The sequence below is a fragment of the Celeribacter halophilus genome (assembly GCF_900114135.1).
Taxonomy (GTDB): domain Bacteria; phylum Pseudomonadota; class Alphaproteobacteria; order Rhodobacterales; family Rhodobacteraceae; genus Celeribacter; species Celeribacter halophilus.
Map to the genome: position 1 here is coordinate 56,830 of NZ_FORY01000008.1, position 11,818 is coordinate 68,647.

12 protein-coding genes are annotated in these 11,818 nt (G+C 60.5%); 2 read left to right on the forward strand and 10 right to left on the reverse strand.

Annotated elements, in window-relative coordinates; all coding sequences use genetic code 11:
- Nucleotides 1–30: 30 nt before the first annotated feature.
- The 5 genes from BM152_RS10020 to BM152_RS10035 all read right to left on the reverse strand — a co-directional run bounded on the left by BM152_RS10020 (nt 31) and on the right by BM152_RS10035 (nt 3,237).
- Complete coding sequence (locus BM152_RS10020; protein WP_066600127.1) at nt 31–615, reverse strand: HNH endonuclease; 585 nt, start codon at nt 613–615, stop codon at nt 31–33.
- 350 nt (nt 616–965) lie between these two features.
- Nucleotides 966–1,100 carry a hypothetical protein gene (locus BM152_RS19620; protein ID WP_269446549.1) on the reverse strand — a complete coding sequence of 45 codons (135 nt, stop codon included), beginning with the start codon at nt 1,098–1,100 and terminating at the stop codon, nt 966–968.
- Nucleotides 1,101–1,231: 131 nt separating this feature from the next.
- Complete coding sequence (locus tag BM152_RS10025; RefSeq protein ID WP_066600125.1) at nt 1,232–1,900, reverse strand: alpha/beta hydrolase; 669 nt, start codon at nt 1,898–1,900, stop codon at nt 1,232–1,234.
- Between the two features lie 3 nt (nt 1,901–1,903).
- Nucleotides 1,904–2,527, reverse strand: a complete 624-nt coding sequence (locus tag BM152_RS10030) for a DNA-3-methyladenine glycosylase family protein (RefSeq protein ID WP_066600123.1) — start codon at nt 2,525–2,527, stop codon at nt 1,904–1,906.
- Entirely contained in the window at nt 2,527–3,237 is a 711-nt protein-coding gene (locus BM152_RS10035) for a precorrin-6A/cobalt-precorrin-6A reductase (protein WP_066600120.1), read from the reverse strand. The genes BM152_RS10030 and BM152_RS10035 overlap by 1 nt, the downstream gene beginning before the upstream one ends.
- A gap of 213 nt (nt 3,238–3,450) precedes the next feature.
- Here BM152_RS10035 and cobA point away from each other — a divergent pair, with 213 nt between their 5' ends.
- The gene (gene cobA / locus BM152_RS10040; RefSeq protein ID WP_066600117.1) at nt 3,451–4,305 is read left to right on the forward strand and encodes a uroporphyrinogen-III C-methyltransferase; all 855 of its coding nucleotides are present in this window, start codon (nt 3,451–3,453) and stop codon (nt 4,303–4,305) included.
- 182 nt (nt 4,306–4,487) lie between these two features.
- Complete coding sequence (locus tag BM152_RS10045) at nt 4,488–5,714, forward strand: MFS transporter (protein WP_066600114.1); 1,227 nt, start codon at nt 4,488–4,490, stop codon at nt 5,712–5,714.
- 25 nt (nt 5,715–5,739) lie between these two features.
- On the opposite strand, the gene BM152_RS10050 is transcribed toward BM152_RS10045, so the two are convergent.
- The 5 genes from BM152_RS10050 to BM152_RS10070 form a co-directional block, all read right to left on the reverse strand.
- A complete protein-coding gene (locus tag BM152_RS10050) occupies nt 5,740–6,612 on the reverse strand; it encodes an NUDIX domain-containing protein (RefSeq protein WP_066600111.1) in 873 nt (290 codons plus the stop codon).
- Nucleotides 6,603–7,043, reverse strand: coding sequence for a TrgA family protein (locus tag BM152_RS10055; RefSeq protein WP_066600108.1), 441 nt, complete (start codon nt 7,041–7,043; stop codon nt 6,603–6,605). Before BM152_RS10055 ends, BM152_RS10050 begins: the two co-directional genes overlap by 10 nt.
- 3 nt (nt 7,044–7,046) lie before the next feature.
- Nucleotides 7,047–8,288, reverse strand: a complete 1,242-nt coding sequence (locus tag BM152_RS10060; RefSeq protein WP_066600104.1) for an SAM-dependent methyltransferase — start codon at nt 8,286–8,288, stop codon at nt 7,047–7,049.
- A gap of 84 nt (nt 8,289–8,372) precedes the next feature.
- Nucleotides 8,373–9,770 (reverse strand): cryptochrome/photolyase family protein, encoded by a 1,398-nt coding sequence (locus tag BM152_RS10065; RefSeq protein ID WP_066600102.1) that lies wholly within the window; start codon nt 9,768–9,770, stop codon nt 8,373–8,375.
- Nucleotides 9,771–9,879: 109 nt separating this feature from the next.
- Nucleotides 9,880–11,733 (reverse strand): ABCB family ABC transporter ATP-binding protein/permease, encoded by a 1,854-nt coding sequence (locus BM152_RS10070; protein ID WP_066600100.1) that lies wholly within the window; start codon nt 11,731–11,733, stop codon nt 9,880–9,882.
- Nucleotides 11,734–11,818: the final 85 nt, after the last annotated feature.

Here is an 11,818-nt window from a genome sequence, read left to right on the forward strand (position 1 = left end):
TTTGACCCATCAGAAAGCCGGAACTTGCAGTTACATGTCTAGCTCGGCATCCCAGTAGAGATAATCCATCCAGCTTTCATGCAAATGCCCCGGCGGGAATTTGCGACCGATGTTACGCAACTCTTCGGCGCCAGGCGCGCGGGGCGGTTTGCGCAGGCTCATCCGCGCCTGTTTGAGGGATTTGGACCCTTTCTTGAGATTGCAGGGCACACAGGCGGCGACGATATTTTCCCAAGAGGTCACACCGCCGCGTGCACGCGGGATCACATGGTCAAAAGTCAATTCTCCGCGCGACCCACAGTATTGGCAGCAAAATTCGTCCCGCAAAAATAAATTAAAGCGCGTGAAGGCCACGCGCTTTTGAGGTTTGACATAATCTTTGAGAACGACGACCGAGGGGATCCTGATCTTGCAACTCGGACTATGAACATAGTCGTCATATTCAGCGACAATATCCACCCTGTCGAGAAACACCGCCTTGATGGCTTCCTGCCAGGGCCAGAGCGAGAGCGGATAATAGGACAAGGGCCGGTAATCCGCATTGAGCACCAAGGCCGGATGCGCGCGCATGGCGCTCGGTTGTCTGACAAACTCTGTCCTGAAATCACCAATCATCTCGCGTGCCCACTCCGTCTACTGATCTATCTGTCGGATCAAGGACGGGAGCCACCCCGCCCCAGTATCAAATTCACTATATATCGCGAGGTTTGTCTGGCAAGCCCCTGTATATGCGAAAGCTGTGCCTTGATCTCTACGGGATTTTCATGACGCCCATGTGACGCATCTTTGTGCAGTCGGGTATCGTTTTGTGTGTGCAGCACGAAAACGGATGCATGAGATTGCAGTAAAACTCCGCGCGCGCAACGATTTTAAACGCGGCACGTCAGGACAACTTTTGCAAACTGTTAGTGCGGCGGAACACTGCCCGCAGATCACACCGAAAAGACAGCTGGAAAACCCGTCTCTCAGTGCTTGCGGCGCGGTTTGTCGGCACGGATGCGGATCGAGAGGCGTTGCTCGGTCGGAGCCGAGAAGAGGGCATAGCTCACCATGACACCGAGTGTGGCAAAAATGATTGCAGTGGTCACGATCATATCCATGGGTCAGCCCTCCTAGCTATATGTAAAATAGGTAACACTCGAACCTTGAGGGTCAAGGGCCTTTGCGCCGCCCTGAGAGAAAAAGCGCGCAAAGGCTAACTTTATGCGGATTTCCGCCTTGTTCCGTTACGTCAGCTTTTCTCGTAGCCGAGGTTTTTACGCAGGAAGGCAAGTGCGACCTCCAGCCCGTCAGGCGAAATCCCATGGGCCGTGCAACGCATGATATGGGCGTAGGTCTCGAAACCGGCGTTCTGCAAGGCCTGCCCCGCTTCAGGCAGGGATTGCGGTGGCACCACGTCGTCTTCGTCGCCATGCAGCAACAGCACCGGCATTTTCACGCGCATCTCGTCTTCGAGCATTTCCGGCTCCAGAAGGCGTCCGGAAAAACCGACCACACAGGCAAAGGGCTCTTCGCGGCGCGGGGCAACATGGAGTGACATCATGGTGCCTTGTGAAAAGCCCACAAGGGCGATCTGGTCGGCCTCGAAACCGTAATCCACCATGATCGTGTCGAGATAGTCGTTCAACTCATCCACCGCACGCATCATACCCGCGCGGCTTTCTTCCTCGCTGGAGCCGTCGATCCACGGGATCGGAAACCATTGGTAGCCCATCGGATTGCCGGTACAGCGTTCGGGCGCATCGGGCGCGAAGAACATCGTGTCGGGCATATGCTCGCTCAAGGGATCCGCCAGCCCCAGAAGGTCGTTGCCGTCCGCGCCGTAGCCATGCAGGAAAATCACGGCAGAGCCTGCGCGGCCCGTCAGGCTGTCTTTGGAATGGTTGGTCAGTTCGGCCATGGTTCAGCGCACCCCTTCGCGTTGCTTTTCAACTCGGTAGTAGGCCCAAAGTGCGCGTGCCGCAACCGATCTCCACGGCGACCAGTTCTCTGCCATCTGTCGCAGCGCACGCTCTTTCGGGCGTTCGGGCAGATCAAACAACATACGTGCGGCCTCCTGCAAGGCCAGATCTCCCGAGGCGATGACATCGGCGTGGCCCAGCGAGAACATGGCGTAGATTTCCGCCGTCCAGACCCCGATCCCCGGCACTTCGGTCAGGATGCGGATGACGTCCTCGGTGGGAGCGCTGCGCAGGGCCTTGAAGTCGATGCGCGCCTCGGCCAAGGCTTTGGCATAGCGCACTTTCTGCCGCGACAGACCACAGGCGCGCAACTCGTCCTCGCTGGCCCAGAGCACCTTGCGCGGGCCGGTGAGTTTGGCCGCTTTCATCCTCCGCCAGATTCCATTGGCCGCCGCGACCGAGATTTGCTGGCTGACGATGGCGGCCAGAAGTTCCTCGAACCCGTCCTTGCGGCGGCGCAGGGGCAAAGGGCCGGTCTGGCGCAGCGCATGGGCAAAGCGCGGCTCGATCCGCGCCAGATGCGCGGCGCCTTCGGCCACATCCGCGTCGCTGGCAATGATCCGCATCAGATCACCCCGCCGGCGGCCATCGATTGTGCCTCGGCCCATTCCAGAGCGTCCAGAAGATGTTCGCGCCGCTCTACAGTGCCATCAACGGGGGCGGAGAGCATGGCGACTTGCAGGCCGGTGTGGCGGGCGGTGTCGAGGCATTGGCGCTGCGCCGTAGCCCGCAAAACAACGAGCCAATCGGGCGCGGCAGTCCCCGTGGGGACGATTTGCGCCGAAGAAATGCTGGGCACTGTGGTCACGCGGCGCTCCTGTAACAGGGTTTCGATCTGGGTGGCAACCGGCCCCGCTTCACAGAGAACCCGCGCGCCCACGGGGATCAATTCCATCAAAGATTTCAAACCTTTGACATGATGCCACGCGTCTCCTGGCTGGGAGCGCAACCCTGCCCGTTCATAGCGCAGATAGGGCAGATTCCGGCTCCGGCACAGGGCGACACAGGGCGCGGTGCGGCTGTCGAAAGCGGGGCCTGCGTCGATCACTGCGGTGATGTCCAAACCGATGTCAGCCCCCTCGAACAGCGCCAAAAGCGCCTCTGGATCCGGTATGACACGCGTCTGCATTGCGTCGGACAAGCGTATGGCACTTTGGCCGTTCAATGGATCGTCCGATGGCAGGGCCAGATCTCCAACGAGGAAGCGCAGCCCCGCCTCGCCCATATGTTGCGCCAGATTGCGCGCCTCGCGTGTGCCGCCCAGAAGTAAAATCATCCGCCTCGTCCTGTTGCCTTGCCTGTCCCTTTCTGCGCAACCGCCGGACAAATGTCAGCCCCCTGAATCAAAAAGCCCGACGGAGACTGTGAAATTCACCCGATGACGGGCGGCAGACAACAACCTGCGGGTCAACTTACAGGTAAACTCATAGGCGACAGACTCGCGACAAAGCGACTTCCCCGAACAGGGACACTGCGCCATAAAGACAGCATGACAGAATCGACACTTACCCTCCCCTCCGGCTCATGGCCTGCTCTGGAACCCGGTTGGGTCTGGCTCTGCGGAGCCGGTCCCGGTGATCCGGGACTGATGACGCTTCATGCCATTCATGCGCTCAAAGAGGCCGATGTGGTCGTCTATGACGCCCTGGTGTCCAAGGATATTCTGGCTTGGGCCGGACCCGAGACCGAGCTTGTCTATGCCGGAAAACGTGGTGGCAAACCCTCGGCCAAACAGGCGGATATTTCGCTGCAACTGGTGGAACTGGCCAAGGCCGGAAAACGGGTGTTGCGGCTCAAAGGCGGCGATCCCTTTGTCTTTGGCCGTGGCGGAGAAGAGGCGCAAACCCTGATCCAGCATGGCGTGCCGGTGCGGATCATCCCCGGCATTTCGGCGGGGATCGGCGGGCTGGCCTATGCGGGGATTCCCGTCACCCACCGCGATGTGAATCAGGCCGTGACCTTTGTCACCGGCCACGACAAGACCGGCGGGCCGACGCAGGTGGACTGGGCCGCAATGAGCCGCGCCTGTGGTGTGCTGGTGATCTACATGGGGATGAAACACGCGGCAACGATCCGCAAAGGGCTTTTGTCCGCAGGACGGCCCGAGGACGAGCCGGTTGCGGTGGTCTCGCAAGCAACTACGCCGGAGCAAAAGGTGCTGGAGACCACGCTGGGCGATATGGTCCGTGATATCGAGGCCGCCGACATGGCCCCGCCAGCGATCATCTGTGTCGGGCGTGCAGTGTTGATGCGGCAGGTTCTCGACTGGCAAGCATTGATGCGCGGCGAGGCTCCACGCGACCTTGATCCCCTCAAGCGCGGCAAACCGGCACAAGAGGGCTGAGCGCCCTGCCCGTTTTTCCGGTTTGGCTGGTGTGATCTGCGACCCTGCGGCGGGTTTGTCACAGGCACCATCCGCAGATGAGACGTTTTTGCACAGCCGCCCATGAAGAACGCGGGTTCTCAGGACCTGTGCGGGGCGTTAAACGCTAACGCAACATATTCAAATTCCCGCACGAGAGCCAGATGACCGATATTCCCCTCAAGGACACGCCGGACAGCCGCAAAGCCCGCCGCAATGTGATTATTCTCGTGCTGGCGCAGGCCTTTCTGGGCGCTCAGATGTCGATGATCTTCACCATTGCGGGGCTGGCGGGGCAGTCTCTGGCGGCGAACCTGTGTTTTGCCACCCTGCCGATTTCCGCCATTGTGCTTGGCTCCATGCTGGCCGCCACACCGCTTTCGGCGGCGATGCAGCGGTTCGGGCGGCGTGTAGGGTTCTGGATCGGGACAAGCTCCGGCGCGATCGGAGCCGGTGTCGGGGCCTTCGCGCTGTTGCATCAGAATTTCTGGCTCTTTGTGCTCGGCGGGCTGTTCACCGGTGTCTATCAGTCCTCGCAGGGATTTTTCCGCTTTGCGGCCACGGATACGGCAGATGAGGCCTTCAAACCCAAGGCGATTTCCTATGTTCTGGCGGGCGGGCTGGCCTCCGCCATCATCGGGCCGCAACTGGTGAAAGTCACCTCTCAGGCGATGGTTGTGCCCTTTCTAGGCACATATCTCACGGTGATCGGGATCAACCTTGTGGGTTCGTTTCTGTTCCTGTTTCTCGACATTCCGAAACCGCCTGTCTCGACCCATGCACACCGCCTCGGGCGCTCGCGCATGGAGCTTTTGAAAACCCCGCGTGTCGCCGTGGCGATCATTGTGGGGATGGTGTCCTATGCGCTGATGAACCTTGTCATGACCTCGACGCCTCTGGCGGTTGTGGGCTGCGGATTTGAACAGAACACGGCGGCGGATGTGGTCTCCGCTCACGTTCTGGCCATGTTCATCCCGTCTTTCTTCACCGGTTTCCTGATCTCGAAATTCGGGGTGGAAAAGATCATTGCGACGGGTCTGGTGATCCTCGGTCTGGCGGGTGTTGTCGGAATGATCGGTGTGGAGCTTGAGAATTTCTTTATCGCGCTGGTGCTTTTGGGCATCGGCTGGAACTTCGGCTTTATCGGTGCGACAGCCATGCTGTCCTCGGCGCATGAGCCGTCCGAGCGCGGGCGGGTTCAGGGCATGAACGATCTCATCGTCTTCGGTGGCGTGACTGTGGCGTCACTGGCCTCCGGCGGATTGATGAACTGTTCGGGCGGCTCGGCGCAGGACGGCTGGGCGGCGGTGAACCTTGCGATGGTGCCGTTCCTGACGCTGGCCGGTGGTGCGCTTATCTGGCTGTGGATGCAGGCGCGGGAGGAGGCCTGAGCCTATCATCCCGTTCCCCGTGATCTCAGAGCCCCGCCTCGCGTTTGAGCCGGTCCCTGTGGCGTGACAGCCAAAGCGCGGAGAGGTAGAGCGGGCCGACATCAAGCTGGCCCGCATCACACATCTCCATCAGACGGTCATAGGAGAGCAGATAGGAGGCAATGTCCTCATGCTCTTCCTCCAGCCCGCCGCCGGTCTGGGTGATCCCGTCCGGCAGGTCGCAAATGCCGATATAGGAGGTGACATATTCGGTGATCGCGCCCGAGGAGGGGTAATATTCCGCGACCTTGTGCAGCGCACCGATTTTGACACCGGCCTCTTCCTCGCCTTCACGGCGGGCGGTGGCCTCGGTCCCCTCGCCCGCATCCACGCGGCCCGCGATGGGTTCGAGCATCCACGGGTGGGCATCACCGCGCGCATAGGGGCCAAAGCGGAACTGTTCGATCACCAGCACTCTATCGCGCTGCGGATCATAGGGCAGGACCGTGACCGCATCGGCCATGAGAAAGGCGGCGCGGGTCATCTCTTGTGACGTGTCGCCGTCGAACTGGCGGTGGCGGATGGTGCTGTCATCCACGGCGAAGAAATAGCTGTAAGGAATTTCGCGCCGCAGGCTGGTGACATCCGTGCGGGCCATATCCACGCGGTCGGAGGCACGCGGGCGTGTGGCGCGGGCGGCATTGAGGCTCGCCCATGCGCGGGTGAAGATCATCGGGCGCAGGGGGCGAAGCTCCTCGACGCTGCGTTTGCCATGATAGAGCACGACTTCCTGTGCGGCGGCGGCGACAAATTCCGGTGTCAGAAAAGGCTCGTCGCCCGCAACTACTGCCCGCAGAAAGGCGATCTGGTCGGGGGAATACTGCTGGCCCAGCGGGGAAAACGGATCGCTCAGGACCATTTGCGTGCTGCCTTTTCCGTGATCCAGCCACCGAAGAAGCCGCCAATGATAAGAATGAACAGGACATCGGGTTTGAACACATAGAGGAAATAGTCGCGCATCAGGTCGAACACCCCCAGAACCGCCTCGGTCGGGCCGCGATAGCGCCGGTCGATCGAGCGGTGGATCATGGTTTCAAAGGCGAAATAGAACACCGACCAGAAGGTCAGGATCACCGAAGAGGAAAAGCCATAGCTATAGGCCGCGGCCATCGTGTCGCCTGCCCGTCGGCCCAGAAAGACCCAGCCGGTCAGAAACCCGAAACCGGCGGCAATGAGGGACATGATTCCGAATTGCGTGCCTTCGGGCACATAGTTTTTCGTCAGTTCGGCGGCGAACCACGCCAGAAGGGCAAACCAGAAGGCGGCTACGAGTTTTGCAGCGGTGGGCATATGTTACCTGCTCGGATGGGATATTGTGATCTGTGTTACGTCGCAGTTTCCACCGTGGAACGTCGCAGCGCAAGAGGCGAGATAAAAATTCCACATCCGCCTGAACCGCTCGTCAAAACCGAGGGCGGCAACCTCATCCCATTTCGCGTTAAACGTGTCATACCAGCGCCTGAGTGTGATGGAATAGCTTTCACCGAATTCGATGCTTTTCTCTGTTTCCAGCCCTGCCTTGGCGATCTCTTCGCGCAGCGCCGTGGGGCTGGGTAACATGCCGCCGGGGAAGATGTATTTCTGGATGAAATCCACGGATTTGCGATAGGTCTCGTAGCGCCGGTCCTGCAGCGTGATGATCTGGAGCGTGGCGCGGCCCTGAGGCGCGAGGCACTCGCGGATCTTGCCGAAATAGACGGGCCAGTATTTCTCCCCCACCGCTTCGAACATCTCGATGGAGGCGATTCCGTCATAGACCCCGCGCTCGTCGCGGTAGTCTTGCAGCATGAGCGTGACGCGATCGGACAGGCCCGCCTTCTCGATGCGCTCGGAGGCGAATTTGAACTGTTCCTCGGAAATGGTCAGGCCGGTGACCTTGAGCCCGCGTTCACCTGCGGCATATTCAGCAAACCCGCCCCAGCCACAGCCGATTTCCAGAACATGGTCGCCCGCCGAAACGCCCATCTGGTCCACCATGCTTTTGTATTTCGCCCGCTGCGCCTCCGCCAGCGTTTCCTGCCCTGTCTCGAAAAGCGCCGAGGAATAGGTCATGGTCTCGTCGAGCCAGAGCGCGTAAAAGTCGTTGCCCAGATCGTAGTGATAGGAAATGTTCTTTTTCGCCTGCCGTTTGGTGTTGGAGTGCATCCAGTGGCGCATCCGTTCATAGGCCCGCACAAAGGCCATGCCCGGAAACCCGTCATAGAGATCGTCATTGCCCGCATGCAGCAGGTCCATGAAACTCATGAGATCGGGCGTGGACCAACCCTCGTCGAGATAATCCTCGCAAAAGCCCAGATCGCCCTCGCGGATCAGACGGGCGAAGACATCGTCGCTATGGATGTCGAGCCGCGCCACGGGGCCGGGATGTTGTCCGCTGGCGCGAAACACCCGCCCGTCCGGCAAGGCAAAATCAAGATGGCCACGGGCCATCTCCTGCGCCACGGCGAAGACATTGCTGAAATAGCGCGGCAGATCGCTCTGGCCCTCTGTGCTGGTGAGGACGGTCTCGCGCGGATGGTTGCTGCTGTCGTGCATGGTCACACCCCTGCTTGCAAACTCCTTTTCCACAAACAGTTTAGCGTAAATTCCACAAACAGTTTAGCGCAAAATCCGGAACCGTCACCCCTTCAATCTGCTATAGACCTCCAGAGCGCGGTCCCGTCCGGCTTTGAGCGTTTGCTCGGGGGCGGGATAGGGCTGATCCGCAGAGAGCCCCCATGCGCGTGGCACGGCGTCAAAAAAGGACAGCGCGGTTGAGGGAGGAGCCGCCTGCCCCTCGGCAATCCAGCGGCGTTGATATTCACCGTCGCGGTCGAATTTTACCGCCTGCCCGTCAGGATTGAAAATCCGGAAGTAGGGCGCCGCATCCGGCCCGCAGCCCGCCACCCATTGCCAGCCCTTCGCATTGGAGGCCGGATCCCAGTCGATCAGACAGTCTTCGAACCACTTGCGGCCCACCCGCCAGTCGGTGAGCAGGTGTTTGGTGAGGTAAGAGGCCACGATCATTCGCGCACGGTTGTGCATCACACCGGTGACATAGAGTTCACGCATGGCCGCATCGACAAAGCGCACCCCTGTGCGCCCGCGCCGCCAGTTCTCGGCATCGGCATTGTCCGCCCGCCACGGAAACCGGTCCCAGCCTTCGCGGTGGTTTTGTTCCGGCAAGTCGGGCTCGTGATAGAGCAGATGATAGGCAAATTCGCGCCAGACCAGTTCCTTGAGGAAATGTTCCGCGCCCTGTGCGCCTTCCTCCAGCGCACGCCAACCGGCAAACCAGACGGTGCGTGGCGAGATTTCGCCATAGGTCAGGTTTTCGGAGAGGCCGGAACAGACCGGTTCCGCCGGAAAGTCGCGCCGCGCCTTGTAGCTCTGGACATGGTCCTGCAAGAAATCGTCCAGACGGGTCAAAGCCCGCTCTTCCCCGATGTGGCAATGGGGCAGAACCACCTCCGCCCCGCGCTTCATGTCCGCGCCCAAGTGCCAGTCTTCCAGCTTCGCGCTCTCAAGCCGCGCCTCGGCCCAATCGGCATCGGGCACGGGCAGCGGCTCGGGCACGGGATGGGCGCGCACGGCTTTCCAATAGGGTGAATAGACCTTGTAATAGCCACCGGCTTTGGTCGAGACCGTCCACGGTTCAAATAGAAGATGGGCGTTGGAAGACTGCGCGTTGATACCCGCCTCGGTGAGCGTGGCTTTGACCTCGGTATCGCGGGCGATTGCGGCCTTGTCATAGAGCCGGTTCCAGAACACCCCTGTCGCGCCGGTCTCTTTGACGAGGTGCAGGAGTTCCTCCGCCGCGCTGCCCTGACGCAGCACCACCTGCCCGCCCAGCCCTTCGATGCGCCGGATCAGATGGTCCAGCCCGAGCCCCAGCCGCCATTTCGGCGCTGCCCCCAGCGCGTCCAGTTGCGCGTCGCGGATGAAAACGGGCAGCACCTGCCCCGCCTTAACTGCGACCACCAGAGCCGGATTGTCGCCCAGCCTGAAATCGCGCCTGATCCACCAAATCGAAACCATGTTGCCTCCGTCTTTGCTCAAGATACGCAGGACGCGCTCCGATGGATCACATTCACTACATCAGAATTGAAAACGGGGCGACAAGAGACAACGGGGTGGCCGGAGAGCGTCACGCCACGCCCTTGTCTCCCTGCACTGCGGTCTGATCCGCGTCATGATCTTCGGCTTGTGCGGCCCACATGGATGCATAATGTCCGCCGGATTTCAAAAGCGCCTCATGGGTGCCGCGTTCAAGCACCCGTCCGGCATCCAGCACAACAATCTCGTCACTGTCGGAAATGGTGGACAGGCGGTGCGCGATGGTGATGACCGTGCGCCCCTCGCCCGCCAGCTTCAGCGCGCCGAGAATGCTTTGCTCTGTCTTGGTATCCAGCGCCGATGTAGCCTCGTCCAAAAGCAGGATCGGCGGATCTTTGAGCAGGGTGCGGGCGATGCCGACACGTTGTTTCTCCCCGCCGGAGAGTTTCAAGCCGCGTTCGCCCACCTGTGTGTCGTAACCATCGGGCAGAGATTTGATAAAGTCGTGAATCTGGGCTTTCTCGGCGGCGGCTTCGATCTCCGCCTGTGTTGCCCCGTCGCGGCCATAGGCGATGTTGTAGCGGATCGTGTCGTTGAACAGCACCGTGTCCTGCGGCACCACACCGATGGCAGCGTGCAGGCTTTCCTGCGTCACGTCACGGATGTCCTGCCCGTCGATGCTCAGACTGCCCGCGCCGACATCATAGAAGCGGAACAGCAGCCGCCCGATGGTGGATTTGCCGGAACCGGTATGGCCGACAATGGCCAGCGAGTGACCGGCGGGCACCTCTATCGAGACATCGCGCAGAATCTGGCGGTCGGGGCTATAGCCGAAATCGACATGATCGAGCCGCACCACCCCTTCACGCACCACAAGATCCGGTGCGCCGGGCTTGTCGGTGATCTCCGGCGGCTGGTGCAGCAGGTCGAGCATGTCTTCCATATCCACAAGGCTCTGGCGCACATCGCGGAAGACAAAGCCCAGAATGTTGAGTGGCATCTGGAGTTGGATCATATAGGCGTTGACCATGACGAAATCACCGACGCTCATGGTGCCGCGCTGAACCTCAAGGGCGGCCAGCACCATGACGGTGATGATCCCGAGATTGAGAATCACCGCCTGCCCGAAATTGAGAAATCCCATAGAGGTGGTGGTGCGCACGGCGGCTTTTTCATACCGCGCCATAGAGGCGTCATACCGCGCCGCCTCGCGTTTTTCGGCGTTGAAATATTTGACGGTCTCAAAGTTCAGAAGACTGTCCACCGCCTTCTGGTTGGCCTCCGTGTCCTGTTTGTTCATGTCGCGGGCGATCTTCATGCGCCACGCCGTGACCTTCATGGTGAACAGCACATAGAGCGCGATGGTGGCCATCACCACGAGGACAAAAGACGGCCCGAAGGACACCGCCAGCACGGAGAAAATCAGCGTCAGTTCCACCGCCAGCGCACCGAGGTTGAACACCAGAACACGCAGGAGAAAGGCAATCGCCTTGACCCCGCGTTCGACCACCCGTGACAGCCCGCCGGTCTTGCGCGAGATGTGATAGCGCAGCGACAGGTGGTGGATATGGGTAAACACCTCCAGCGCCAGTTTGCGCAGCGCCGCCTGTGATACGGGCGCAAAGAGAATGTCGCGCAGCTGGTTGAACCCATTGGCCATGATCCGCGACAGGCCATAGGCCACGGTCAGCGACACCGCACCAAGTGCCAGCATCCATGCCTGAGAGGAGCTTTCGCCCTTGTTGAGCGCATCCACGGCGGCCTTGTAGAACATCGGCGTGATGACAGTGACGAGTTTCGAGGCCAGCAGGAACACCAGCACGAAAAGCACGCGGCGCTTGGTGGTCCAGTCGCCTTCGGGCCAGAAATAGGGAACGGTGGCTCGGATCACGGCCCATGAATCCTTGGGGCCTTTTTCGGAAATGATCTGTGGCGGACGTGGCATATGTAGCTCTCTTGTTAACAGGGCCGCACAGTCGCGCAAACCGCCGGTGAAGACAAGCGCAGAGGCCGCACAGGACCATGTGCAG